The organism is Kitasatospora sp. NPDC048365 (assembly GCF_043200835.1).
In the GTDB taxonomy this organism is placed as follows: domain Bacteria; phylum Actinomycetota; class Actinomycetes; order Streptomycetales; family Streptomycetaceae; genus Kitasatospora; species Kitasatospora terrestris.
Genome location: NZ_JBICYJ010000018.1, coordinates 72,870 through 98,098 on the forward strand (window position 1 = coordinate 72,870; position 25,229 = coordinate 98,098).

At 71.4% G+C, this 25,229-nt stretch carries 18 protein-coding genes and 1 pseudogene; 9 read left to right on the forward strand and 10 right to left on the reverse strand.

Annotated elements, in window-relative coordinates; genetic code table 11:
- The first annotated feature begins 49 nt into the window (after window positions 1-49).
- From ACGFX4_RS19810 to ACGFX4_RS19835, 6 genes are all read left to right on the forward strand, one after another.
- Window positions 50-1,249, forward strand: a complete 1,200-nt coding sequence (locus tag ACGFX4_RS19810) for a glycosyltransferase family 4 protein (RefSeq protein ID WP_393075846.1) — start codon at window positions 50-52, stop codon at window positions 1,247-1,249.
- Window positions 1,246-1,977, forward strand: coding sequence for a class I SAM-dependent methyltransferase (locus tag ACGFX4_RS19815; RefSeq protein WP_393075848.1), 732 nt, complete (start codon window positions 1,246-1,248; stop codon window positions 1,975-1,977). The genes ACGFX4_RS19810 and ACGFX4_RS19815 overlap by 4 nt, the downstream gene beginning before the upstream one ends.
- The gene (locus ACGFX4_RS19820; RefSeq protein ID WP_393075850.1) at window positions 1,974-6,086 is read left to right on the forward strand and encodes an alpha-(1->3)-arabinofuranosyltransferase family protein; all 4,113 of its coding nucleotides are present in this window, start codon (window positions 1,974-1,976) and stop codon (window positions 6,084-6,086) included. The genes ACGFX4_RS19815 and ACGFX4_RS19820 overlap by 4 nt, the downstream gene beginning before the upstream one ends.
- Window positions 6,087-6,157: 71 nt before the next feature.
- Complete coding sequence (locus ACGFX4_RS19825) at window positions 6,158-7,435, forward strand: condensation protein (RefSeq protein ID WP_393075852.1); 1,278 nt, start codon at window positions 6,158-6,160, stop codon at window positions 7,433-7,435.
- A complete protein-coding gene (locus ACGFX4_RS19830) occupies window positions 7,432-8,382 on the forward strand; it encodes a hypothetical protein (protein WP_393075854.1) in 951 nt (316 codons plus the stop codon). The genes ACGFX4_RS19825 and ACGFX4_RS19830 overlap by 4 nt, the downstream gene beginning before the upstream one ends.
- Entirely contained in the window at window positions 8,366-8,602 is a 237-nt protein-coding gene (locus tag ACGFX4_RS19835; protein WP_393075856.1) for a Trm112 family protein, read from the forward strand. Before ACGFX4_RS19830 ends, ACGFX4_RS19835 begins: the two co-directional genes overlap by 17 nt.
- A 131-nt stretch (window positions 8,603-8,733) precedes the next feature.
- On the opposite strand, the gene ACGFX4_RS19840 is transcribed toward ACGFX4_RS19835, so the two are convergent.
- Window positions 8,734-9,450, reverse strand: coding sequence for a type 1 glutamine amidotransferase domain-containing protein (locus ACGFX4_RS19840; protein WP_393075859.1), 717 nt, complete (start codon window positions 9,448-9,450; stop codon window positions 8,734-8,736).
- Complete coding sequence (locus tag ACGFX4_RS19845) at window positions 9,447-11,822, reverse strand: excinuclease ABC subunit UvrA (RefSeq protein ID WP_393075862.1); 2,376 nt, start codon at window positions 11,820-11,822, stop codon at window positions 9,447-9,449. The genes ACGFX4_RS19840 and ACGFX4_RS19845 overlap by 4 nt, the downstream gene beginning before the upstream one ends.
- A gap of 685 nt (window positions 11,823-12,507) precedes the next feature.
- Here ACGFX4_RS19845 and ACGFX4_RS19850 point away from each other — a divergent pair.
- Complete coding sequence (locus ACGFX4_RS19850) at window positions 12,508-13,482, forward strand: alpha/beta hydrolase (RefSeq protein ID WP_393075864.1); 975 nt, start codon at window positions 12,508-12,510, stop codon at window positions 13,480-13,482.
- A 189-nt stretch (window positions 13,483-13,671) separates the two neighbouring features.
- Here ACGFX4_RS19850 and ACGFX4_RS19855 read toward each other — a convergent pair whose 3' ends face one another.
- The 3 genes from ACGFX4_RS19855 to ACGFX4_RS19865 form a co-directional block, all read right to left on the reverse strand.
- Window positions 13,672-15,270: a succinic semialdehyde dehydrogenase gene (locus ACGFX4_RS19855; RefSeq protein ID WP_393075867.1), complete on the reverse strand. Its 1,599-nt coding sequence runs from the start codon at window positions 15,268-15,270 to the stop codon at window positions 13,672-13,674.
- A gap of 15 nt (window positions 15,271-15,285) precedes the next feature.
- Entirely contained in the window at window positions 15,286-16,209 is a 924-nt protein-coding gene (locus tag ACGFX4_RS19860) for an acetoacetate decarboxylase family protein (RefSeq protein ID WP_393075869.1), read from the reverse strand.
- Window positions 16,210-17,029: 820 nt separating this feature from the next.
- Complete coding sequence (locus ACGFX4_RS19865) at window positions 17,030-18,493, reverse strand: catalase (RefSeq protein ID WP_393075871.1); 1,464 nt, start codon at window positions 18,491-18,493, stop codon at window positions 17,030-17,032.
- Window positions 18,494-19,282: 789 nt separating this feature from the next.
- Here ACGFX4_RS19865 and ACGFX4_RS19870 point away from each other — a divergent pair.
- Window positions 19,283-21,331, forward strand: coding sequence for a neutral/alkaline non-lysosomal ceramidase N-terminal domain-containing protein (locus ACGFX4_RS19870; protein ID WP_393075873.1), 2,049 nt, complete (start codon window positions 19,283-19,285; stop codon window positions 21,329-21,331).
- A gap of 503 nt (window positions 21,332-21,834) precedes the next feature.
- Here ACGFX4_RS19870 and ACGFX4_RS19875 read toward each other — a convergent pair.
- On the reverse strand, window positions 21,835-22,245 hold the full coding sequence (locus ACGFX4_RS19875) for an organic hydroperoxide resistance protein (protein WP_393075876.1): 411 nt from the start codon (window positions 22,243-22,245) through the stop codon (window positions 21,835-21,837).
- 144 nt (window positions 22,246-22,389) lie between these two features.
- Here ACGFX4_RS19875 and ACGFX4_RS19880 point away from each other — a divergent pair, with 144 nt between their 5' ends.
- A complete protein-coding gene (locus ACGFX4_RS19880) occupies window positions 22,390-23,298 on the forward strand; it encodes an AraC family transcriptional regulator (protein WP_393075879.1) in 909 nt (302 codons plus the stop codon).
- A gap of 187 nt (window positions 23,299-23,485) precedes the next feature.
- Here ACGFX4_RS19880 and ACGFX4_RS19885 read toward each other — a convergent pair whose 3' ends face one another.
- From ACGFX4_RS19885 to ACGFX4_RS19900, 4 genes and pseudogenes are all read right to left on the reverse strand, one after another.
- Entirely contained in the window at window positions 23,486-23,737 is a 252-nt protein-coding gene (locus ACGFX4_RS19885; protein ID WP_393075882.1) for an integrase core domain-containing protein, read from the reverse strand.
- Entirely contained in the window at window positions 23,680-24,414 is a 735-nt protein-coding gene (locus ACGFX4_RS19890) for an IS3 family transposase (RefSeq protein WP_393075884.1), read from the reverse strand. Before ACGFX4_RS19890 ends, ACGFX4_RS19885 begins: the two co-directional genes overlap by 58 nt.
- Before the next feature lie 2 nt (window positions 24,415-24,416).
- Complete coding sequence (locus ACGFX4_RS19895) at window positions 24,417-24,713, reverse strand: transposase (RefSeq protein ID WP_393075886.1); 297 nt, start codon at window positions 24,711-24,713, stop codon at window positions 24,417-24,419.
- A 49-nt stretch (window positions 24,714-24,762) separates the two neighbouring features.
- Window positions 24,763-25,229: pseudogene (locus ACGFX4_RS19900) on the reverse strand (hypothetical protein); the annotation flags it as partial.

Consider the following 25,229-nt stretch of genomic DNA (forward strand, 5'->3'; position numbering starts at 1 on the left):
CCCCGCACGCCCTCATTGCCTTGAGCACCGTGCCCTCCAAGGAGCTCCCATGGCACATCTGACGTCCCCGCACCCGCCGCCGGCCACCGCACCGTCGAAGCCGGCACCTGCGGCTCCCCGCCGGATCACCGTGCTGGCCTGGCGCGATCTGGCCAATCCCGCCGCCGGCGGTTCGGAACTGCTCGTGGACCGGCTGGCCTCCGGGCTGGCCGCCCGCGGCCACGAGGTCACCCTGCTCTGCGGAGGCGCGGCGCCGACCGGCGGCCGCCGGTACCGGGTGGTCTCCTCCGGCGGCACGTACGACCATTTCCTGCGCACCCCACGGGCGTTCGGCCGCAGTGTCGGCAGCACCGACCTGCTGGTCGAGGTGTGCAACGGAGTCCCCTATCTGGCCCCGCTCTGGTATCGGGGCCCGGTGCTCTGCCTGGTGAACCACGTGCACACCGAGCTCTGGGACCAGCGGCTGCCGGGCCCGGTGGCTCGCGCAGGTCGGCTGCTGGAGCACCGGGCCCTGGCCCGTACCCACCGGCGGAGCCTGATGGTCGCGGTGTCCCCCTCGACGGTCGGGGCGATGGAGCGGATCGGTGTGCCGGCCGATCGCATCCGGATCGTCCCCAACGGCGTCGAACGTCCCGAGGCGCTGCTCCCGGAGGCCGACGAGCCGCTGTTCGTCGCGGTCGGCAGGCTGGTGGAGTACAAGCGGATCGACCTGCTGCTGCGCCTGTGGGAACGGGTGCGCCCGATCACTGGCGGGAAGCTGGTCATCGTCGGCGACGGACCCGAGCGGGCGCGCCTGGAGGCGCAGGCCGGGCCCGGCGTGGTGTTCACCGGCCGGGTCGACGAGGCCCAGAAGCACCGGTTGCTGTGCAGGAGCTGGCTGCTGCTCCACCCGTCCTCGCTGGAGGGCTGGGGTCTGGTGGTCACCGAGGCCGCCATCCGGGGCACGCCCGCGGTCGGGTTCGACATCCCCGGACTGCGGGATTCCGTCGTCCACGGCACCACCGGGCTGCTCGCCCGGGGCGAGAGCGCCTTCGCCGCGGCCTGGTGCGCGCTCGCGCTGTCCGCCGAGCGCCGCGCCGTGATGGGCGCGGCCGCCAGGCGCCGCGCCGAGGAACTCACCTGGGAGCACAGCGTCGACCGCTTCCAGGCGGCGGCCGCCGCCGCGGTGGCCCAGCACCGGGACGGGCGGTCCGCGGCCGTCCGAACCTCCCGGGACCTGACCGCCGGCAGCGGAGCGACGACCTCGTGAAGGACCCGTCCCTGCGCAGGTCCCTGGCACTGTTCCGCGCCTTCCGCACCGAGCAGAGCGACCCCGAACGGTTCTACGGGCTGCTGGCCCAGGACGCTGTCGACCAGGTCGAGCGGCACGCGCCACTTGCCGGATCCCTCGTCGCCGACGTCGGCGGCGGCGCCGGCCACTTCACCGAGGCCTTCCGGGCCAGGGGCGCGCACGCGTACCTCTTCGAACCCGACCTCGCCGAGCTGCACGCGCGCACGGGCCGCACACCGGAGCACGCGGTCGTGGCGGACGGCTACTGGCTGCCGCTCGCGGACGGCGCCGTCGACGTCTGCTTCTCGTCCAACGTGCTGGAGCACGTACCCGACCCGGAGACCTTCATCAGCGAAATGGTCCGGGTCACCCGCCCCGGCGGCCTGCTGTACCTCTCCTACACCAACTGGCTGTCCCCCTGGGGCGGCCACGAGACCTCGCCCTGGCACCTGCTCGGCGCCGACCGGGCCAGGCGCCGCTACCGGCGGCGCACCGGGCACAACGCCAAGCACAGCATGGGCGACAACCTGCACCGGGTGCACATCGGCCCGGTCCTGCGCCATGTGCGCCGCCGCGCGGACGTGGAGATCATCTCCGCCCGGTCGCGCTACTGGCCATTCCTGGCCGAAGCCGTCGTCCGTGTTCCGGGCCTGCGCGAGATCGCGTCCTGGAACCTTCTCCTGGTGATGCGGAGAACCTCCCCATGAGTGCCCCCACCCTGCAGGTACCCACTGTGCCGCCGGCGGCGCCGCCCGCCGACCTGCGCACCGGACGCCGCTGGCCGGCCGGCTTCTGGCTGGTGGGCCTCTGTGCGTTCCTGGCCGCCGCGCCGGGGCGGATCGCCTTCGACACCAAACTCGCCGTCGTCCTTGACCCGGTGGGCTTCCTGGGCTCGTTGGGCACGCTCTGGCAGAGCGAGGGCAGCTTCGGCGGCCTGTCCAACCAGTACGTCGGCTATTCCTTCCCGATGCTGCCCTACTTCCTGACGGCCCATCTGCTGAAGGTCCCGGTCTGGCTGGCGGAGCGGCTGTGGCTGTCACTGGTGGTGACCGCCGCGTTCTGGGGGGCGCTGCGGCTCGCCGAGCGCCTCGGCTTCGGCTCACAGCACAGCAGGCTGCTCGGCGCGGCCGCCTACGCGCTGTGGCCCGTGTTCACCATCGTGATCGGGTCCACCTCCGCCGCCGCGCTGCCCGGCGCGGTGCTGCCCTGGGTCCTGCTGCCGCTCACCCGGTTCGCCTCCCCCCGCCGGGCCGCTCTCGGCTCCGCGCTACTCGTCCCGCTGATGGGCGGGGTCAACGCGACCTCGGTGGTGGCCTCGCTGCTCCCGGTCGGGTTGTACCTGCTCTCCAGGCCGGGCGGGTCGCGCAAGTGGCGGCTGATCAGCTGGTGGGTTCCCGGAGTGGTGCTGGCCACGGCCTGGTGGACCGTGCCGTTGCTGCTGCTCAACTCCTACGGCGCGAACTTCCTGCGGTACGTGGAACAGGCGGCGACCACCACCTCCACGATGTCCGCGACCGAGCTGCTGCGCGGCGGCGGCAACTGGGTGGCCTACCTGAACTTCGGCTCCGCCTGGCTGCCGGCCGGCTGGGACGTTGCGGCGAACGCGCTCGTCATCGCCTGTTCCGCGCTCGCTGCGGCACTGGGCCTGGCAGGCCTGGCCCGCCGTGATGTCCCCGAGCGGCGCTGGCTGCTGCTGGTCGTCGCCTCCGTCGCTCTGGTCACCCTCGCCGGGTACGGCGACTCCCTCGGCTCGCCGTTCCACGGTGCCGTGCAGCAACTGCTCGACGGCGCGTTGGCGCCGCTGCGCAACATCTACAAGTTCCAGACCGGCCTTGCCCTGGCGCTGTCCCTGGGCCTGTCCCACCTGTGCGGGCGGCCGGTGCCCCGAACTGTCGCCCGGCCACGGCTGGTCCCGGCGCTGGTCGCCGTGGCGGTACTGCCCGGCCTCGCACTGCCCTACCTGAACGGCAACGTCGTCCAACCGGGCTCCTTCACCGCGCTGCCCTCCCAGTGGAAGCAGACCGCCGACTTCCTGGCCGCCAACTCCGCCGACAGCCGCGCCCTGGTGGTCCCCGCCGACGCGCACGGCCTCTACACCTGGGGCTCCACCATCGACGAGCCGCTGGACGTGCTCGGCAGATCGCCGTGGGCGCAGTACAACTTCGTTCCCTTCGGACAGGCCGGCGAGCGGCGCTACCTGGAGGCGATCCAGGAGGCCCTTGCCACCGGCTCCCAGGTGCCGGGGCTGATTCCCTTCCTGGAGCGCGCCGGCGTGCACTACCTGGTGGTCCGCAACGACCTCGACCCCGCGCAGGCCGGTTACCTACCGCCGCAGACGGTGCGCGCCACCCTGCTGGCCTCCGGCTTCGAGCGGGTGACCGGCTTCGGGGCCCCGGTGTCCTCGGGACGGATCGAGCCGAACACCCCGGTCCAGGTCCAGGGCCTGTACCGGCAGTACGACGCGGTCGAGATCTTCAGACCCACCGAGTCCGGCGCCAAGCCAGGCCGGGTAACCAGCCGGCCGGTCGCCGACACCGCCGTAGTCGGCGGCGGCACCGAATCGCTGCTGCAACTCTCCGCGAGCGGCACCGTGACAGACCGCCCGGTGGTCCTCTCCGGCGACCCCCTGCCTGCCGGCACCGCCGGCGCGCTGCAGGCCACCGCCGACGGGCAACGCCGCAGCGACACGAACTTCGGCCTGGTGGACAACAACAACTCCTACACCTACACGGCCACCGGAACCAACTCACCGGGCAGCAGCCAGAATCCGGGCGACGAACCCCGCCAGATCCTTCCCTCCGGTCCGGCCGGCTCCACCGCCGAGCAGACCACCGCAGTGATCGAGGGCGCGAGGTCGGTCACCGCGTCCTCGTACGGCTCCTGGCTGTTCGCGCTGCCGCAGTACGACCCGGTGAACGCCTTCGACGGGCAAGCCGGCACGGCCTGGGCAGAGGGCAGCAGCACCCATCCGGTCGGCGAGTGGCTGCGGATCGACCTCGACGGCTCGGTCGACCTCCCCTCCACCCTGCAGGTGACCCCGCTGGCCGGCGGTTCGCTCAGGCCCATCATCACCAAGGTCAGGATCGACACGCAGCTCGGTTCGGCGGTCAGCACCCTGCAACCACAGGCCGTGGCACAGAGGGTCAACGCGCCTGCCGGACCCACCACATGGCTCAAGGTCACCATCGAGGACGCGCTCCCCTCCGCCACCGGCGTGGGCGGGGCCGGCTTCTCGGAGATCTCGATTCCCGGGGTCAAGGCCACCCGTGTCCTCTCCCTGCCCGCCACGGGCTCCGCGTCCGGGGCCCAGGTGTACTCGCTGCACCGGACCCTCGACCTCGGCAGCTCTCAGTCGAGCCGCACCGAGACCGGCCTCAACCGCCAGCTGTCCACCACCGCTGGCGAGTACAGCGTGACCGGCAGCGCCGTCGCGCTCCCCGGCGCTGCCCTGGACACGCTACTGGACCGGGTCGCTCCCGGCCGGGCCACCGGACGGATCAGCGTGGAGGCGGACTCCACCACCTCCGGCACCCCGCGCCAACTGCTCGACGGCGACCTCACCACCGCCTGGATCGCAGGCAGCAGCCCCACCGTCCGACTCAGCTGGCAAGGCAGCCGCAGCATCGACCAGCTGGTGCTGGGCACCGCCGGCGGGCTCTCCTCCCGCCCGGCCCAGGTCCAGCTCTCCACCCCGACCGACGCGGTCAGCGCGGCGGTGGACGCCAACGGGCTGGTCCGCTTCGCCCCACTGACCACCGACCGGCTGACCGTCACAGTCACCCAGAGCGCCCCCGTGGTGGTCCACAACCCGCTTGCCGGCCAGAACCTCCAACTACCGGTGGGCCTCAGCGAGGTGTACGTACCGGCGCTGGCCGACCTGCTGGGCACACCCGGCAACGAGGCGACCCAGGCCACAACGTTCACCCTCCCCTGCGGCAGCGGCCCGTCGGTCACCATGGACGACGTGGCCTACCCGACCTCCGTCTCGGGCACGGTCGCGGCCCTGCAAGAGCGCCAGCCCGTCACCGTCCTCCTCTGCCCGCCCACCGGCCGGGGACCGCTTCCCCTGACCCAGGGCCGGCACCGGATCTCCGCCACCGACGACGGCCCGCTGGCCGTCACCGACATCACCCTCACGTCCACCGACGCGGCCAGGGCCACCGACCCCGGCGAGCGCCGCGCCGTGGGAGTCGTCTCCTGGTCCGGGGACAGGCGCACCGTACGGATCGGCACGGGCAGCGCCGCCTACCTCCAGGTCCACGAGAACGCCAACACCGGCTGGCGAGCGACCCTGAACGGCAAACCGCTGCAGTCCATCCGCCTCGACGGCTGGCAGCAGGGCTACGTCGTACCGGCGGGCACCGGCGGCACCGTGGTGCTGACCTACGCACCAGCGACCACGTACGACATCGGGCTGGTCGTCGGCGGGCTCGCCCTGCTGCTCCTCGCCGCCCTGTTCGCGGCACCGCTGCGCAGGCGCAGTCGGCCAGAGGCCGGGCCGCAGGGCTGGGCAGCGGTCGGCCAGCCCGGGCGGTTGCTCGGCGTGCTGCTCCCGGTGCTGGTCCTCGGCGTGGCCGGCGGTCCGGCGGTGCTGCTGGTCCTGCCATTGATCGCCCTCGCCCTCCGCTGGCCCAGCCTGCTGCCCTACCTCGCCGGTGCGGCGATGGCCGGCGCCGGCGCGGTGGCCGCCGTCGGGGCCCCGGCCGGGGCGTTCGGCACCGCGGCACAGGCGCTGGCGCTGCTGGCCCTCGCCGCGGCACTGGTCGGCGCGGACCGGGCCGGCACCGGGCCCAGGCACCGGGCCGAGGCCCCGTGATCCGCGCCGCCGGTAGGACCCCTGCCGCCCGGACGGACTCCGGGCTGCAGGGGCGCTTCCCCTTTCCGCCGATGGACGAGTACTCCCGGCACCTGCTCCAGGAGCAGGTGGACGCCGACACCGTCCACCTGGAGGCCCATCTGCCCGGCTCCCTCGACCTCGAACGGCTCCGGGCCGCCTTCGCCCGCGCCCTCGACGGTCACCCGCGACTGCGGGTGCGCCAGTCCGACTCCCGGTGGTGGCACCGCCGTTACCACTGGGAGCCCGCCGCGCCCGGCCCCGGCGCGGTCACCGCCGCCGCCGACCCCGATCGGGCCCGCCGCCTGGCTCTGGCCGATCCTCCGCCGCTGGCAGCCGGCCCGCCGCTGCGGCTGCAGGCCGCGCCCGCGCCCGGCGGCGGCACCGTCCTGGTACTGGCGGCCGCGCACACCCTCGCGGACGCCGGCAGCTGCCTGCGACTGCTCTGCGACCTCGCCGAGCAGTACTCAGGCGCGGCGGTCCCCGCCCCGGCCGCCCCGGCCTCCGTTGTCGGCATCCGCGGCGTCGGGCAGGGGCTCCGGCCCGCGCCGGGATTCGCAGGACGTCCGGCGCGGATCGCACCCACCGCGCACCTCGCCCCCGCGCCCGGCACCGGCGTCCACCTCAGCGTGCTCCCGCTACCCGCACCGCCCGTCCCGCGGGCGGGCTCCACCTGGCCCCGGGTAACTGTCAACGACCTGCTGCTGACGGCCGTCCGGCTGACCCTCGCCGAATGGAACCGCCGGCACGGCCGGCAGGACAGGCCGATCCACCTGTCGATGCCGGTCGACGACCGCCTCGACGGGCCGCTCGCCTCCGGCGCCGCCATGGGCAACCAGAACCACCTCGCCACCATCCGTGACCAGCCACCGCACCCGGCCCCGCCTCCCGGAACCACCGGGGCTGCCGACACGGCGCTGCGCCAAATCAGCTCGCAGACCCGCGCCGCGAAGGCCGCCCGCACCGATGGCCCGGGCCTCACCGCCGCCCTGGTCAGCGCCCCTTGGCTGCCGGTCGGCGTGAAGGCACCGCTGACCAGGGCGCTGCGCCGTGCCGCCGCACCTTGGACGTCGACCGCGCTGGTCAGCAACCTCGGCCGGGTGGACCACCCGCTCGACTTCGGGCCCGCCGGGCAGGCCATGGCCCTGTGGTTCTCGGCGCCGGTCCGCATGCCCCGCGGGCTCTCCGTCAGCGCGCTGACCCTGAACGGCCGGCTCCACCTCGCCGTCCGCCACTGCCACCAGCTGCTCGACCAGGCAGCCGCCGCCGAGATCGCCCAAAGCTGTGCCGAGGCGCTCGACGCACTGAGCGCCCAGGGGCAGGCCCGATGATCCTCGGTGTCGCCGTCGCCCTGCTCGCCAACGTCCTGTACAGCGCGGGGTTCGTCCTCGAGAAGCACGCCCTGGCGAGTCTGCCCCCGCTGGACCCGCGGCGCCCGGTGCGGCTGATCCTGGCCCTGTCGTCCAGCCCGCGCTGGCTCCTGGGCTTTACCCTGCTCGCCCTCGGCTTTGGAGCGCAGCTGAAGGTCTACCAGCTGCTGCCGATCGCCGCCGCCCAGGGTATCTTCGTCACGGGGACGGTGCTCCTGGTGGCCCTGTCCGCCGTGACACTCGGCGAGCGTCCCGGCCGTCCGGAACTCCTCGGCACCGGCGTCATCGTGATCGCCCTGCTGCTGGTGGTCGGCTCGCTCGGCGACGACGACCAGGTGGGAGGCGCAGCTCCCCTGGTGCCGCTCCTGGGTCTCTGTCTGCCCTGTCTCGCGTTCGGGCTCGTGCTGTTCCTGGCCTCCCTGCGGCAGGCCGGCCGGCGCCACCGCCGCAGCAGCTCCGGTGTGTCCTACGGCGTGGCCCTCGGGCTGCTGTACGGGGTGAGCTCGCTTGCCATCAAGGGCACCTCGGCAGCGTTCACCGCACTGCCGGTGGGCGCCGCCCTGCTTGAGGTGGCCCGGGGGCCGTACCCCTGGTTGCTCGGCGCGACCGGCACGGCCGGACTCGCGCTGTCGCAGACCGCCCTCCAGCGCTGCCGCGCCTCGGTGATCGTGCCGGTCACCACGACCGTCTCCTGCGTCTTCACCGTCGTCGCGGGCACCGCGGTCTTCGGCGAACACCTCCCGGCCGAGCCGGTGCGGCTCGCCCTGCGCCTGGGCGGCACCGCGCTCACCGTCCTGGTCCTGGCGGCCCTCCCCCGCCACGACAACCCTCCCGTCCCCACCACCACCGGACGGTCCACCAGGACCGGCCGGCGCAAGGAGAAGCCCACCCGTGTCCCACTCCGCTGATCTCGACCTGCTGCTTCCCCTGCTCGCCTGCCCCGTGGACAAGGGCCCACTGACCCACCTCCCGGAGGAGCAACTGCTCTACAACCCCCGTCTGCGCCGCGGTTACCCGGTCCTGGACGGCCTGCCCCGCCTGCGCCCGCAGGACGCCGTCGCCCTCGACGAGCGCCGCCACCGGGAACTGCTCCCCCGGGTCGAGCCGCACGCGCTCGGCACCAGCTGAGGGCAACGTCCCTGTCACCTCTACTGCCTCGCCGGTCCCGCTCCGCTCGCCCCCTGCTCGCTCGCGCCGCGCCCCGGAGCGGCGCCGCCGTGTGAGGGCAAAGGCCCTCTTCGCCTGTGGAGTGCGGCAGGTCACGATGCCGCCCGCTCAAGGCCGAGGTCGGCCACCATGCGGGTGGCCAGCTGCTTGGCGGAGCCGGGGTTCTGGCCGGTGTAGAGGGTGCGGTCGACCTCGATGTGGGGCAGGAGCGGAAGGGTGCCCTTGGCGTAGTGCGCGCCGCTCTCGCGCAGCCTGTCCTCCAGGTACCAGGAGGCCTTGCGGCCGAAGCTGTTCAGCTTCTCCTCGAAGTTGGACAGCGCGGTGATCCGGTATCCGGCAAAGGGCCAGGAGCCGTCGTCGTTCCTGGCCGCGAGCAGCGCTGCGGGGCCGTGGCACAGCAGGCCCAGCGGACGGCCGGAGGCGAGTTGCTTGGTGAGGAGCGCTCCTGACGCCTCGTCGTGGGAGAGATCCTCCATGGGGCCGTGGCCGCCGGGGTAGAAGACCAGGTCGTAGTCGTCGGGGTCCACCTCGCTGAGGGCGGCCGGGCTGTCGAGTGCGTCCTGGATGGTGGCGAGGTAGTCGGCGACCTCGCGGAGGGTGCCCGGCAGGCCGGCGGAGCGTCCCATGCTGATCTTGTCGAGGGTTGGCCGTTTCCCGCCGGGGGTGGCGATGGTGATGTCCCAGCCGGCCTCGGTGAAGATCTTGTGCGGCATCGCGAGTTCCTCGCCCCAGTAGCCCGTGGGGTGCTTCGTGCCGTCCTTGAGCGTCCAGTGTTCGGCCGCCGTCACGACGAAGAGGACTCGGGTCATGTTCTCGCCTTCCGTGGTGGCGAAGGGGCCGTTGGTGCGGCCGGGCGCCGTCGTGTTCCGTTCGCCTCGATCTTCAGCGCTGTCGCGAGTGCCTGCCCGGTGAGGGAGCCGCGGTCTGCCGCCAGGGCCTGCGGGGTGCCTTCGAAGACGATGCGGCCTCCCGCGTCTCCCGCGCCGGGGCCGATCTCAATCACGTGGTCTGCGTGGGCGACCACGCGCAGGTTGTGCTCGACCACGACGAGGGTGGCTCCGTCGTCGACCAGTTCGTCGAACAGGCGCAGAAGCCGGTCGACGTCCGAGCCGTGCAGGCCGGTGGTGGGCTCGTCCAGCACGATCCGCTGCTCGCGGCCCGAACCGACCTCACCCAGGTGCTTGGCGAGCAGCAACCGCTGCTTCTCCCCGCCCGAGAGGGTGTCCAGGGCCTGCCCGACGGCGAGATAGCCCAGGCCCACGCGCTCCATCCAGGCGAGGCGCCCGGCAATCTCGGCATGGCCGGCAAAGAGGTCCCCGACGGTGGCGGGGGGTGAGGCCAGCACGTCCGCGATGGTCGCCCCGCCGATCCGGGTCGCCAGCGCCTCGGGGTTGAAGCGCGTACCGCCGCAGGCCTCGCAGGGGGTGGAGACGTCGTCGAGGTAAGCCAGCTCGGTGGTGATGAACCCGCGGCCCTTGCACTGCGGGCAGGCGCCCTTGGAGTTGAAGCTGAACCAGGCTGGCGCGAGGCCCGAGGCGGCTGCGAAGGTCCTGCGGACCGGCTCGGCCAGGCCCAGCTGGCTCAGCGGGGTGGACCTCCCGCTGCCGCGCGGAGGGTCCTGGCCGATCACCACCACGTCGGGGTGCTGGCGGGGCAGTTCGTCGGTGATCAGCGAGGACTTGCCCGATCCCGCGACGCCCACGACCGCGGTGAGTCGCCGCAGCGGAACGGCGACGTCGAAGCCCCGCAGGTTGTGCGCCCGGGCGTTGTTGATCGTGATCGAGCCGCGGTCCGGGCGGACTGCGGTGCGCAGCACCACCGGCTCGCGCAGCGCTCGGGCGGTGGGTGTCCGGGCGCGCAGCAGGTCGGCGGGGGTGCCTTCGAAGAGGATCTCGCCGCCGTGTTCCCCCGCTCCGGGCCCGAGGTCGACGACGTGGTCGGCGAGGGCGATGACCTGCGGGTGGTGCTCCACGACGAGGACGGTGTTGGCGGCGTCGCGCAGTTTCAGCAGCAGTTCGGTCAGCTGCCGTACGTCGTGCGGGTGCAGGCCGGTGCTGGGTTCGTCGAAGACGTAGGTGACGGAGCTGAGCGGGCTGCCCAGGTAGCGGACGATCTTGACGCGCTGGGCCTCGCCTCCGGAGAGGGTCGAGGAGACCCGGTCAAGGGTCAAGTAGTCGAGGCCGACCGACTGCAGCGCGTCGAGTCTGCGCAGGGCCTCGGCGAGGACTGGGGCGACGCGGGCGTCGTCGAGGCCGGCGATGAGGTCGTGCAGGCGGTCGACGGGCAGCGCGGTCCAGTCGGCGATGGAGCGGCCGTCGATCAGGCTGGCGAGCGCCGCGGCATTCAGCCGGGCGCCTGCGCAGGTGGGGCAGGTTTGGGCGGTGATGACCCGGCGCATCGCCTGGTCCGTCTCCTTGGACCGCGCGGTGGGCGGGTTGCGGATGTAGACGTCCCGCATCCGGATGATGACGCCGTCGAACCTGGCGGTCTTGGGGAACTGCGGGTCGGGGTTCGGGAGCTTCATCGCATCGGCGTAGAGGAAGTCGTGCATCTCCTGCGGGGTGTAGTCGCGCAGCGGCTTCGAGCGGTCGAACAGGCCGCAGTACGCGAACCGCTTCCACCGGTAGGTGCCGGGCCGGAACGCCGGGAACATCACCGGGCCCTCGTCGATCGACCGGTCCAGGTCGAGCAGCCGGTCGACGTCGATGTCCCGCACCACGCCGAGGCCTTCGCAGGCCGGGCACATTCCGGCCGGGTCGTTGAAGGAGTAGGCGGGCGAGTAGCCGGCCGACGGTTCCCCGATCCGAGAGAAGACCAGGCGCAGCAGCGGGGCGATGTCGGTCGCGGTGGCCACCGTCGACCGGGCGTTGCCGGCGAAGCGCCGCTGGTCGATCAGGACGGTGAAGGTGAGCCCGTCGATCCACTGCACGTCCGGCTGGGCGGCCTGCGGCAGGCGGTTGCGCACGAAGGCCGGATAGGAGTCGTTCACCAGCCGCTGTGCCTCTGCCGCCACCGTGTCCAGGGCGAGCGAGGACTTGCCCGACCCGGACACTCCGGTGAAGACCGTCAGGACTTCCTTGGGGATCGCCAGGCTCACCCGGCGCAGGTTGTGGGTCGAGGCCTTCCCCACGGAGATCCACCGCCCGCGGTCCTCGGCCTCGTGCCGACTGTCGGACCGCATCACACCCCCAAAGTCGTGTCGATGGCTGTGGAGGCCGGCTGCGGCGTCCTTTCCCACAGCTATCCCCGGCGGGTGCCGGGCGCATCACCGGATGGCGCGATTTGCCTGCAAATGGGGGCTTTCGGGGCGGTGCCGGGCCGCCGAGGCGGGCTCTTCGTGAAGACCCGGGGCGACCTGCTGGTGGTCCTGTGCGCCGTCGCGGTGACGAGGCGGGGGCGGCCGGTCTCTCCGGGCGCGGGTCGGCGAGGCCGCCCGCGAATGGGCGAGGGAGTGTCCGGCCGGGGGCTGGGACACCACGACGCCGGGGCGGTGTCCTTGAGTCCGAACCCGCGACGTGCGTGCATGCGGAGTGTTACGGGCGGCGGTCGGGATGGCGGCCCCGTTCCCCCGGGGTGTGCACACGGTGGGTGGCGTTGCTGGCCTCGGCCGGGATGCTCCGTTTCGTGGTGTCGCCAGTTCTTGGGGCAGTCCCGGTGCAGGTGGGAGGGTCGGCCGGTGTCACTGCGTACGCCGGTGCATCCGAGGCGTACCGCCCGATCGGCATCGAACCGTGACAGGTTGCGCATCGTGGCCGGGACCCGAGGATGGAGGAAGGGGGAGGTTTGGCCGGGGGTGGTTCATCAGCTGCGGCCGGTGAGGCCGTGATACGGGCACCCGTATGCCCGGGACACTACAGGGAGTGAACATGTCCGAGCTTCCCCCGCCGATTACGCCGTATCTGGAGCGCGCCGCGCAGGAGTTGTGCGATGCGACGGATCCGCATCCGCGGATCTACGAGGTCCCGCCGGAGCAGGGGCGTGACATCCTGCTGGGCCTGCAGTCGGACCTGAGTGTGGAGCGGCCGGAGGTCGACGAGGAGTGGGTGGAGGTGGATGCGGGCGAGTGGGGCACCGTCCGCACCCGCATCATCCGCCCGAAGGGGGTCGCAGGGCCGTTGCCGGTGGTGTTCTACATCCACGGCGCGGGCTGGGTGTTCGGCGACGACAAGACCCACGACCGGCTGTTCCGGGAGCTCACGGTCGGGGCGGGCGCGGCGGGTGTCTTCCCGGTGTACGACCGGGCGCCGGAGGCGAAGTACCCGACCCAGGTCGAGCAGAACTACGCGGTCGGCCAGTGGGTCCTCAAGCACGGCGCGGAGCACGGTCTGGACACCTCGCGGATCGCGGTGACCGGGGAGTCGGTCGGCGGGTGCATGTCGACGGTGTTCGCGCTGATGAACAAGGAGCGCGGCGGGATCGACCTGAAGGCGCAGGTGCTGCTCTACCCGGTCACCAACGCGAACTTCGAGACGCCGTCCTACCACCAGTTCGCCGAGGGCTACTTCCTGACCCGTGACGGCATGAAGTGGTTCTGGGACGCCTACACCACCGACCCGGCCCAGCGGGCGGAGCACCACGCCTCGCCCCTGCAGTCGACCCTCGAGCAGCTGAAGGGCCTGCCGACCACCCTGGTCATCACCGACGAGGCCGACGTGCTGCGCGACGAGGGCGAGCAGTACGCCAACAAGCTCCGCGAGGCCGGCGTCGACGTCACCTCCGTCCGCGTCCAGGCCATGGTCCACGACTTCATGCTCCTGGACAGCCTCCGCGACACCCGCGCCGCCAACATCGCCCGCAAACTCGCCATCGACGCCCTCAGAACAGCACTCCACGGCGAGTGACAAACCTCGCGCTCCTTCCCCGGAGGGGCGAAGCTGGCCCGCCAGTGCCATGACGGCGCTGGCGGGCCGCGCGTTGGGCGCAGTCGCCGCTCGGCAGCAGACCGGGGGGAGGAGCCGTGGACGGTCGGTCTCCTCCCGTGCGCCGGGGGCCTCGGACCGGTTGCTGCGGCCCCGCACCGCGGCCGTCGGTCAGCGGATGCCGACGGCCTTCATGAACCTGATGCTGCCGGTCAGGAGCTTCGCCCAGGTCTCGGGGCTGATACCGGACGGCGGGTAGAAGCCCTGCAGGCGCTGGTGGGCGACGGTCTGCGCCTCGGTGTACTTGAGGATGCCCTCGGCGCCGTGACGGCGGCCGAGTCCGGAGTCGCCCATGCCGCCCATCGGCGCGTCGATGCTCCCCCAGGCGGCGGCGAACGCCTCGTTCACGTTGACGGTGCCGGCGTGCACGCGGGCGGCAACCGCCCGGCCGCGGGCCCCGTTGCGGGACCAGACGCTGGCGTTGAGGCCGTACAGCGTGGCGTTGGCCAGTCCGATCGCCTCCTCGATGTTGCGGAAGGAGTAGATCGAGACGACCGGGCCGAAGGTCTCGTGGTCGTGGACCGTCATCTCGGGGGTGACGTCGGCGAGGATCGTCGGCTCGTAGAAGAGCGGGCCGAGGTCCGGGCGCGCCTTGCCGCCGGCGAGGACGGTGGCGCCCTTGGCGACGGCGTCGGTCACGTGCTCGGAGACGGTCTTCAGCTGCGAGGGGGTGGTGAGGGAGCCGACGTCGGCGCTGAAGTCGTAGGCGGCGCCGATCTTGAGCTTCTTCGTGCGGGCCACGAACGCTGCGACGAACTTCTCGCGGATCGACTCCGCGACGTAGAGGCGCTCGACGGAGACGCACAGCTGGCCGGCGGAGGGGAAGCAGGCGTTGACCGCGCCGGCGGCGGCCTTCTCGATGTCCGCATCCTCCAGGACGATCATCGGGTTCTTCCCGCCGAGCTCGAGGGAGGCGCCGATCAGGCGCCGGCCCGCGTCGCTCGCGATCTGCCGGCCGCTGGCCGTGGACCCGGTGAACATCATGTAGTCGGCGTTGTCCATCAGCGCGCCGCCGATGGAGCTGCCCCGGCCGACCACGATCTGCCACACGTCGGCCGGCAGCCCGGCCTCGTACATCAGGTCGAGCGACCACAGGGCGGTGAGCGCGGTCTGGGTGTCGGGCTTCTGGACGACGGCGTTGCCCGCCATGAGCGCCGCGATGGCGTCGCTGGCGGCCATGCTCAGCGGGTAGTTCCACGGCGAGATCACCGTGACGACGCCCTTGGGGTGGCGCAGCTCGGTGGTGCGGGTGAGCAGCGGGAACGCGCCGCGGCGGCGCGTGGGGCTCAGGTACTTGGCGGCGGTGCGGGCGTAGTAGCGGGCGACGATGCCGATGTCGAGGACTTCGAGGAACGCATCGCGGCGGGTCTTTCCGTTCTCGGCCTGCATCAGATCGAGCACCTCGTCCCGGCGGGCGAGGACGAGGTCGTGGAAGCGCAGCAGGATGCGCTTGCGTTCCGCGATCGGCGTGGCGGCCCAGCCGGCCTGGGCGGCACGGGCGCGGGTGAACGCGGCCTCTACGTCGTCGGGGGTGGAGACCGGGAAGTCGCCCAGGGGGTGTCCGGTGTAGGGAGCGGTGGTGGTGACCCGCGCGGCGTTGGGTGCGGCGCAGACCTGCGCGGTCAGCCGCTCGAGGAGGGCCGGGGTGATGGACGCGGGCAGACCCTGGCCGGGGGCGGCTGCGGCGTGGGGGGCGTGTGCGGTGGCCACGGCGGGGACTCCTTGCTACTTGGTCCGGAGCTGGACCGAGGTGGGGACCGGCATGTGGAGGGCGAGCTGGCCCTCGGTCATCACGTCGAACTGGATGGTCCGCCGCGGCTTGAGCGAGCGCAGGTCGTCGGACATCCGGCCCTCGCCGAGCTGGAGGCTGACGCCGCGCGAGGAGCGCGTCGTGCCGAAGTTCAGGACGTTGGTCTGGCTCAGGGTGGAGTGCCAGGCCCCGCCGATCTGCGTGTAGGAGGTGAGGGAGGTGACGCGGTCGCCGCTCGGGTGGGCACTCTGCTTCGGCGTGGCGGCCTGGAGCGCGAGGTCGAGCCCGCCGGCGTCGTTGGCGACGCGGGCGGTCGCGCGGCGGTCGTCGATGTCGACGTCGAGGCCAGTGACCCACTTGGGGAAGCCGTAGCCGTCGTGGCCGCGCACCTGGGCGATCTCCGTGCTCACCGGCAGGGACAGCACGTAGGAGTGGAGGTGCTCGTTCTTGAGGCCGGAGACGAGGTCGAAGAAGCCGAGCTTCCCGTGCCGCGCGGGCTTCACAGCGACGCCGACGGCGGCCTCGGTATAGAAGTCGATGTCGCACACGTCGTAGCGGAAGAACATCACCGAGACCAGACCGAGGCCCGGGGCGACCTCCAGCGGCGCGAGCTCCCCGGGCAGGCGACTGCGGATCGCGCGGGAAGGCGCGAGCATCGTGAGCCGGGCGGTGGAGATCGTGTAGTAGAAGTTCGGGGTCAGCGTCGGGCCGATCGGCGAGTCGACCTTGATCTTCGGCAGCTGCCGGAAGAATTCCACCCCGCTGACGCGGGTGTCCCGGGCGATCTCGTCGAGGTTCGGGTCCATCCGGTACCGGTCGTACAGACCCCCCTTGGGGACCGAGACCGTCCGGCCGCCCAGGTCGGCCTTGACGGTGCTGTCATTCTGCGCCGAAGACATGTCCCGGCTCCTCACTAGTCATGTAAGCGGTGTACACATGACTATAGATCGGCATGTAAGCACCGTCAACAAGGGTGTATGGGGATTCTGCGGAAGTCCGCGGCCAGGAACCGTGCGTCCCGATCGCCACCGCTGCCGGCACAGCGGGAGACTTGCGGCGCACCGCAACCGGCTCCCTGCGCGCCGGACCCGCGCCGCCGGGTGCCGCGGCCGGGACGCCCTCGGGAACGGGGCTGACCGGCCGAAGGGATCGGGAGCGGTCAGTCGTCGGGGAGAGCGGGCGGCGGCAATCAGGCGGGGCCGCACGAGGCCGCGACTGCCGGATGACGCTCGGGGGGCGGTTGCGGCCGGTCCGGATCCCGGCCGGCGCGTCCGCTCGGGGCGCAGCCCGGCGCCGGGGGCCGGGCGGGTACCGGCCCGGGCGCGGGGCCTCGCGGCGCGCCGTCGCCGCGGTCGGGCCGTCGGGGGCGCCCCTTGGGCGGCTCGGCCTCTCGATGCCGCCGCTCCTGGGGGCGCGAGCGCCCGGTGGCGCCGTCCGGGCCGCCTCGGGCACGCGGCGGCCGCTCCGGGGAGCATGCCCGTGCGTGCCGGGCGGCCTCCCGTCGCGTCGGCGCGCAGGTCGCGCGGGTCGGTCTTCATGCCGGTGCGACGGTGTCCGGTCCGGCACAGGTGCCGGTGGGCACTGTGCGAGGGCGCGGCAGGGCGGGCGGGGGTTTCGGTCCTCCCCCGGCAGGTGCCGGGGCCCCGGTTCCGGTTCGCGTCGGCCCGCTGCCGTCCCCGCGTGGGACGACAGCGGGCCGGGGCTTCGGGCCGCCGCGGGTCAGGCTCCGTTGCCGGCCTTGGCGCGGACGCCCTCTTCGATCCGGCGGCCGGTATCGGCGTCGATGCGGGCCCAGTAGGCGAATGCCCGCTGCAGGACGGGTTCGGAGACGCCGTCGAGGAGGTGCCCGACGACGTTGTCCACCAGGCGGTCGCGGGCGTCGGTGTCCATGACCTCGCGGACCAGGGTTCCGGCCTGGCCCCAGTCGTCGTCCTCGGCGTGGCTGGCGTAGGCCGTGCGCGTGATGTCGCCGTCGGTGTGCCAGCTCGGCGGGGCGCCGAAGAGTTCCGGGTCGGCGGCGGGGCCGCCCTTGGAGTTCGGGGCGTAGACGGGGTCGCTGGTCTTCCGATAGGCCATCGCCCCGTCCTTGGAGTAGGTGTGGACGGGCACGATGGGGGCGTTGACCGGGAGTTGCTGGTAGTTGGCGCCGATGCGGTGGCGGTGCGCGTCGGCGTAGGAGAACAGACGGGCCAGCAGCATCCGGTCGGGGCTCGGTCCGATGCCGGGCACGAAGTTGTTGGGCTGGAACGCGGCCTGCTCGATCTCGGCGTGGTTGTCCGTGGGGTTGCGATCCAGGGTCATCCGGCCGACCCGGACCAGCGGGTAGTCGCCGTGCGGCCAGACCTTGGTCAGGTCGAACGGGTTGAACCGGTAGGTCGCGGCGTCGGCGAAGGGCATCAGCTGGACGTGGAGGGTCCAGCTGGGGAACTGCCCGTCGCGGATGTGCTCGAACAGGTCCCGGGTGTGGAAGTCGGTGTCGACGGCGGCCATCTGGTCGGCCTCGTGCTGGGTGAAGCACTCGATGCCCTGGTCGGTCTTGAAGTGGTACTTCACCCAGTAGCGCTCGCCGGCCTCGTTGATCCACATGTAGGTGTGGGAGGTGTACCCGTTCATGTGGCGCCAGGTCCGCGGGATCCCGCGGTCGCCCATCAGCCAGGTGACCTGGTGCGCGGACTCGGGCGAGAGCGTCCAGAAGTCCCACTGCATGTCGTGGTCGCGAAGGTTGTTGTCGGCCCTGCGCTTCTGCGACCGGATGAAGTGCTGGAACTTCATCGGGTCCCGGAGGAAGAAGACGGGGGTGTTGTTGCCGACCATGTCGTAGTTGCCCTGCGAGGTGTAGAACTTCAGGGCGAACCCGCGCGGGTCGCGCCAGGTATCCGGGCTCCCCCGCTCCCCCGCGACGGTCGAGAACCGCGCCAGCACCTCGGTACGGGTACCGGGCTGGAAGAGTGCCGCCCGGGTGTAGCCGCTGACGTCGTCGGTCACCTCGAAGTGCCCGAAGGCACCGCTGCCCTTGGCATGGGGCTGGCGCTCCGGAATGCGCTCACGGTTGAACTGGGCCATCTGCTCGATCAGGTAGGCGTCCTGGAGCAGGACCGGCCCTTCCGCCCCGACCGTCAGCGAATGCTCGTCACTCTCCACCCAGGCGCCGGAGTCACTGGTGGTGGCGGGGACATCAGGCATGCAGACCTCCTCAAAAGTGCAACACATGGGATTATTTTCCCGAATCGGACATTACGCAATGCTGTCGAGCCGGGCAGCGGGCAGGAGCTTCGGACTACGTACGAGGGCCTTGCGCGGCCGCCCGAGCCGCGCGCGCCGCCGGCGATGCGCGGCGCATCCTCGGCGCCGCCATCACCTCGCCGGGGAATCCACCGCCGCTCGCACTACGCCTGCAAAGGCGCCGCCCGGGGCCGGCAAGGGAGGTCGGGGCCGCCACCGCCCTCCCCGCGGCTCCGCCCTGGAACCGCCCGTGCCGCGGAGCAGCCGCGAAGTATCGGCGCCGCGACGCGGGCGCCCGCTCCGGGACAGGCCCCGACGCGCGCATCCGCCCGCCGGAAAATCGGTACACAAATAGGTATACCGAGCCCTCGGGGCACCCCTTCAACGGGACTCACAACCATTGCGTTGCCGATAGCCGCCCAAAGAACTGTTTCACCTGGCTTTCCGCCGCTCCTACGGTTTGCCCAGACAGAGCCATCAGGGCAGTAGCAGTGCCACCAACCGCGCAGCCGTCGGCCGATCACCAACCCGCACCAGCCCACCGGGGCCGCGCCCCGGACTCCGGGCCCCCACCGTGCGGGCTTCGCCGGCGCTGCCGAGCACCACGGCACCCTCCGTCCTGGCAGCGGCCTCCAGTCACGCCCCCATCCGGTCACCGCGTGCTGCGGCCGACCCCGGCACAAGGAAGGCCGGCTGGCCCGGCTCCACCGATCCCCGAGTGATACCCCCAACCACGCGGAGGCAGAAATCGTGGAACCACCATCGTTCACCCGCAGACGAGGACTCCAACTGGCGGCCGCGGCCGCCGGAAGCCTGGCACTCGGCACAGGCCGGGCCACAGCGGCAGACACCCCCACCCCGCCACCGTCGCCGTACCTGGTCGGCCGCGGGATCGCCGACATCACCGGCGCCGCGGCCGAGAGCGGCATGATGGGCTACTCGATCCCGGACCAGCAGACCGCAGGCATCCACCAACGGCTGCGGGCCCGGGCGTTCGTCATCGTCGACCCGGCGAGCGGCAACCGGATCGCCTGGTGCAACACCGACCAGGGCATCCTCCCCTTCGCGGTCTTCCAGGCAGTGATCGCCCGCCTCACCGCCCTGTACGGCGGCACCTACACCGAGCAGAACGTCTCGGTCAGCGCGACCCACACGCACTCCGGGCCGGGCGGCTGCGCCCACGACCTCGCCTACAACCTGTCGATCGGCGGCTTCCAGCAGCAGAACTTCGACGCCGTTGTCTCCGGCGTCGTCGAGGCGATCGCCGCCGCCCATGCCGACCTGTGCCCCAGCACCATCACCCTCGGCCGCGGTGAACTCACCGACGCCAGCGTCAACCGCTCCCGCCCCGCCTTCGAGCTCAACCCGCAGGCCGACAAGGACGTATACCCGCTCGGCATCGACCCCACGATGACCGTGCTCCGGTTCCGCCAAGGCACCACCGATGTCGGCGCGATCAGCTGGTTCCCCACCCACGGCACCTCAATCACCAACACGAACACACTCATCAGCGGCGACAACAAGGGCTACGCCGCCTACGCATGGGAGCACGACACCGCCGGGGTGCGCTACCTCGACGGCAGCCCCGCCTTCGTGGCCGCATTCCCGCAGACCAACTCCGGCGACATGTCCCCCAACCTCAACCTCGAGCCCGGATCCGGCCCCACCGACGACGAGTTCGAGAACACCCGGATCATCGGCCTGCGCCAGGCCACCGCGGCCCAGCAGATCCACGCCGACGCGACCGTCCCGATCAGCGGCGGGATCAACTCCCTGCTGCGCTTCGTCGACATGTCGCAGGTCCGCATCGACGGCCGCTACACCCCCGACGGCCAGATCCACCACACCAGTTCGGGCGTCATCGGCCTGTCCACCCTGGCCGGCAGCCTCGAGGACGGACCGGGCATCCCCGGCGTGATCGAAGGCACCCCGTCCCCGCTCGCCCCGCTGATCGCCGAACTCGACGCCGCCGTCCCGCAGTGGCTCGCCGACGAGCAGTCGCCCAAGACCTGCGTCGTGCCCGGCGGACTGCTACAGGCAACCCCCAACGTCATCCCCCTGCAACTCGTCAAGATCGGCCAGCTCTACCTGATCGGCGGCCCCGCCGAGTACACCATCGTCTCCGGACTGCGCATCCGCCGAGCAGTGGCCGAGGAACTCGGCGTCCCCCTGGAAAACGTGATCATGCAGGGATACACCAACGGCTACAGCCAGTACGTCACCACCCCCGAGGAGTACGACGGTCAGCAGTACGAGGGCGCCTCCACCCTCTTCGGCCGCTACACCGCCCCCGCCTACCAGCAGGAGTTCGCCAAACTCGCCTCCGCACTGCGCGCCGGCAACGCACTCCCCCTCGGCGACCCGCCGCCCGAGACCGCTATCGGCACACTGAACGTCCAGACCGGCGTCGTCCTCGACAGCCCCGGAATGCTGCGCACCTTCGGCCAGGTCATCACCGACGCCGCGGCCGGCTACCAACGAGGCCAACAGGTGTCCGTCGTCTTCGTGACCGGACACCCCAAGAACAACCTCCACCGAGGCAGCACCTTTCTGGAAGTCCAGCGGGCCCACGGCGACACCTGGACAAGGTGCCTCGACGACGGCGACTGGCAGACCAAGTACCGCTGGCAGCGGACCAACACCGTCACCGGCGAGTCCACGGCAACCATCACCTGGGACATCGCGCCCGACACCCCGCCCGGCACGTACCGGATCGTCCACAACGGAGATGCCAAGAACGGCCTGACGGGACAGATCAACGCCTTCACCGGCGCTTCCCGGCCCTTCACCGTCTCCTGATAGCGGCACGCACCGCGCCCCTCGAACCGAAACCACTGCCGCACTGCTGCGGCTGATCACGGGCGAAGGGGGGCGCGGTGTGCGCCCGCATAAGCGCGCCACCAACATGGCCTCGCCCACGCCTACCAAGCAGCTGGCGACCTCTAACGCGCCTTCCCCCTCCTCAAGCGCACCCTCGCCGACGGCGAACGCATCCTCGGCAACAACCCCCACACCCTGACCATCTGCAACAACCTCACCCAGGCGTTCAGGGCACGCGCGGCCCTGCCCTGATGGGCACCCGGACCGGATACCCGCGATCGCGCTCTAGACAGTGGGTGTGTACGCGTCAGCTGCTGAAGCTGTCCGCCCGGCTCGACGCGCACAGGGGTCTCGGCGCGAAAGTGAGCTGGTCTCAAGAGCGAGGGCGTTGCCCTCTGCCGTGAGGCAACCGGGTATGACGACGCCACCTGGAGCGCGGGCCCTTTGCGGGTGCGGTCCAGGTGGCGTTCAGCGGGCGCCGGTTACTCGGTGAGCAGCCCGACCGGGATGTTGCCGCGCGTGGCGTTGGAGTACGGGCAGACCTGGTGGGTGGCCTCGATGAGCTCGCGTCCGACCTCCCGGGGCAGGCCGTCCGGTAGCTTCGTGCGCAGGCCGACTTCGAGTTGGAAGCCGCCCTGCCCGTTGGGGACGAGGCCGATTTCGGCGGTGACGGACATGCCCGAGACGTCGATCTTCTTCTTCTGTGCCACCAACTGCAGGGAAGTGGCGAAGCATGCGGCGTAGCCCGCCGCGAAGAGCTGCTCGGGATTGGTGCCGTCGCCGGTGCCGCCCAACTCCTTCTGGAGGGCCAACCCGACGTCCAACTTGCCGTCCGAGGTGAAAGCGCGGCCGTCACGGCCCGTCGCGGTCGCGGTCGCGGTGTACAGGCTCATGTCCTGCCCCTTCTGGTAGACCGATCCGTCAATCTGCTTTGGCGCACTCAGCGTATGGACGCCATGAGCCGCTCCCCATGACCCACCATCTCCGTTCCATATCCGATCGTCTTGCGTACATCGGCCCCGCGATACGATCCGGCGATGGACGTGCTCAGCGATGCGATCGGCGTCATGCGTACGGGACGCCCCCACTCCACGGAAATCCGCAAACACGCTCCGTGGGGCGTGCGGGCCGAGCCGTTCTCCGGGGCCGGCTTCCACGTGGTGTTGGAAGGGACCTGCTGGCTGATCCCGCCGACCGGCCCCGCGATCGCTCTGGGCGTGGGCGATGTGGTGTGCCTTCCGCACGGCTGCGGACACGCCCTCACCGACAGCCCGTCACTGTCCCTGACAGGCGCACCCCCGGCCTCCCTGCGGGCCATGCCGCCGAGCGCCGACGAGGGAGCCACGACGGTCCTGCTGTGCGGCGCATACACGCTCGACCGGACCCGGCCGCATCCACTGTTCGAGGAGCTGCCCGACGTCATCCACCTTCCGGCACGTCTGGGCCACCGCACGCCTCTACGTGCCGCCGTCGACCTGCTCGGCGACGAGATCGCCAACCCCGGCCACGGAACCGGGGCGGTCGTGTCGGCCCTGCTGGACGTCATGCTGCTGTACATCCTGCGGGCCTGGCTCGACGAGCAGACCGACGACGGCCCGGCCACCGGGTGGGCCGCAACGCTGCGCGATCCTGCGATCATCACAGCGCTGCGCCACATCCACCAGGAACCCGCCAGGCAGTGGACCGTCGAAGCGCTGGGCGCGACAGCCGGACTGTCCCGCGCGGCCTTCTCCCGCCGGTTCACCTCACTGGTCGGCACACCGCCCCTGGGCTACCTGACCTGGTGGCGGATGACCCTGGCGGCGCGACAGCTGCGCGAGAACGACAAGCCGATACAGACTGTCGCACAGCTCACGGGATACACCTCCGAATTCGCCTTCGCCAGAGCGTTCAAACGAGAGTACGGCTCGGCCCCCGGCCGATACCGCCAGCAGTCGCGGAGGTAGTCCGGCCGGCTGAGCGGTGCTGCCCGGTGTGCGGGGTGCTGCTGAAGGTGGAGGCTATGCCGAAGGCAGTGTTCTGATCGATGCTCACCTCGCCGGACACGACCGACCGCGACGCCGCCAATGAGGTCCTGCTCGGCTTCTGCTACACCCCCGAGGTGTCAATCCCCTGGTTTCGTAGAGGCCTTCCTTATGCGGCCAGGCCCTCCTGATGGTGGCTGGCGCGTGCCTCGCTGATGATTCGTTCGAACACCACCGGCGGCAGTCCGCTGGCCGCGCCGTGCCGGCGGCGTGTGTTGTAGAAGTCGGTGATCCAGGTCGCGATCTTCAGCCGGGCCTCGGTCCGGGTGGCGAAACTGTGCCGGTGGATGTACTCCACCTTGATCAGCGAGTTGAAGCTCTCCGCGGCGGCGTTGTCCAGGGCCGGCCCGACTCGTCCCATGGACTGCACCACGCCCAGGCGGTCACACAGCTCGTTGTAGGTCGCGGACGTATATTCGGCGAGCCCCTGTCGCTGTGGAAGATCACTCCGTCCACGTCGCCGCCACGGGTTGCGGCCGCCATCTTCAGCGACGCGGCGACCAGGCCCGCGTCATGGTGAGCGCCCATCGCGTAGCCCAGCAAGCGACGCGAGAACAGATCTATGACCGTGGCCAGGTACAACTTCCCCTCTCCGGTTTCGACTTCGGTCATATCTCCCACCCACAGCACGTTCGGCGAGACCGCGTCGAAACGCCGGCCGACCAGGTCGCGGGCGGCCCTGCACTTGCCCTGCCGGGTCAGCGAGCGGCGGCGACGCGGCGGCTTGCGGCCCTGGAGCCCGAGCTCGGCCATGATCTCGGCGACCGTGTTCACCGAGACCTTCCAGCCCTCAGCCCACAGGTCGAGCGTGACCCTCGGCGAGCCATAGGTATCGCCCGAGCGGCGGAAGAAATGCGTGATCCTCTCCTCCAGTCGCGCGCGTCTGACCTCGCGCATCGTGGGCTCGGCGGGTCTGCGGCGCCATTTGTAGAACCACGCCTCGGACACCCCGAGCGCGCGGCAGGAGACGGTATGCGGGATGCCGTGTTCGGTCCTCTGGTCGCTGATCGCCCCGACGAGCGCCGCCGGGTCCGCCACAGCTACTTCACCCACAGGACCATGCAGCGTTTGAGGACATCACGCTCCATCTCCAGCTCCCGGACGCGTTTGGCCTGTTCGGCGGCCTGACGTCGGAGCCGGGCCAGCTCTTCGCGCTCGGACTCGCCCAAGGTTCCGTCACTGCCGGCCCTCCGCGCCCGGGAGACCCAGGTGGCCAGGGTGGTCTCGTTGATCCCCAACTCCCGCGCGACCTCCGCCGCCGAACGTCCGGTCTCGGCGACGATCCGCACAGCCCCCTCACGGAACTCCGCGTCGAACTTCCGCCTCTTCTCCGTCATGACTCCCAACTTCCCCTTCAGCCAAGGCCTCTACGCTACGAGGGGAAGGTCAACTGCTTCGTTGCCCTGAAGGTGTGGTGCGGGGCCATTCGAAGTAGGCGACTTCGCTGCCGTACGTCACCAAGAAACCGGTTCGGCAGGCGGCCGCAGATACGATCTCGTAGGGCAGGTTGCAACGATGGACGACTCTGCCGGTGATGGGGTTCCAGACGATAGCGGTCCGATCGTTGCTAGTGGTGACAGCGAGCGGGCCGTCCGGACCGGCCACCGTCGCCACCGCAGTCACGGAGCTGGTGTGGCCTTCCAGGGTGTGCAGGCGCCGACCGGTGATGGGGTTCCAGACGATAGCGGTCCGGTCGCTGCTGGTGGTGACGGCCAGCGGGCCGTCCGGACCGGCCACCGTCGCCACCGCCCTCACTTCGCCGGTGTGGCCTTCCAAGGTGTGTAGACACCGACCGGTGATGAGATTCCAGACGATGGCAGTCCGGTCGCTGCTGGTGGTGACAGCCAGCGGGC

Excerpts from the sequence above, each read along its gene's own strand:
- ACGFX4_RS19810 (WP_393075846.1), top strand. The coding sequence starts at position 50 with ATGGCACATCTGACGTCCCCGCACCCGCCGCCGGCCACCGCACCGTCG.
- ACGFX4_RS19820 (WP_393075850.1), top strand. The coding sequence starts at position 1,974 with ATGAGTGCCCCCACCCTGCAGGTACCCACTGTGCCGCCGGCGGCGCCG.
- ACGFX4_RS19825 (WP_393075852.1), top strand. The coding sequence starts at position 6,158 with ATGGACGAGTACTCCCGGCACCTGCTCCAGGAGCAGGTGGACGCCGAC.
- ACGFX4_RS19830 (WP_393075854.1), top strand. The coding sequence starts at position 7,432 with ATGATCCTCGGTGTCGCCGTCGCCCTGCTCGCCAACGTCCTGTACAGC.
- ACGFX4_RS19840 (WP_393075859.1), bottom strand. The coding sequence starts at position 9,450 with ATGACCCGAGTCCTCTTCGTCGTGACGGCGGCCGAACACTGGACGCTC.
- ACGFX4_RS19845 (WP_393075862.1), bottom strand. The coding sequence starts at position 11,822 with ATGCGGTCCGACAGTCGGCACGAGGCCGAGGACCGCGGGCGGTGGATC.
- ACGFX4_RS19850 (WP_393075864.1), top strand. The coding sequence starts at position 12,508 with ATGTCCGAGCTTCCCCCGCCGATTACGCCGTATCTGGAGCGCGCCGCG.
- ACGFX4_RS19860 (WP_393075869.1), bottom strand. The coding sequence starts at position 16,209 with ATGTCTTCGGCGCAGAATGACAGCACCGTCAAGGCCGACCTGGGCGGC.
- ACGFX4_RS19865 (WP_393075871.1), bottom strand. The coding sequence starts at position 18,493 with ATGCCTGATGTCCCCGCCACCACCAGTGACTCCGGCGCCTGGGTGGAG.
- ACGFX4_RS19875 (WP_393075876.1), bottom strand. The coding sequence starts at position 22,245 with ATGAGCCTGTACACCGCGACCGCGACCGCGACGGGCCGTGACGGCCGC.
- ACGFX4_RS19880 (WP_393075879.1), top strand. The coding sequence starts at position 22,390 with ATGGACGTGCTCAGCGATGCGATCGGCGTCATGCGTACGGGACGCCCC.
- ACGFX4_RS19885 (WP_393075882.1), bottom strand. The coding sequence starts at position 23,737 with ATGGGACGAGTCGGGCCGGCCCTGGACAACGCCGCCGCGGAGAGCTTC.
- ACGFX4_RS19895 (WP_393075886.1), bottom strand. The coding sequence starts at position 24,713 with ATGACGGAGAAGAGGCGGAAGTTCGACGCGGAGTTCCGTGAGGGGGCT.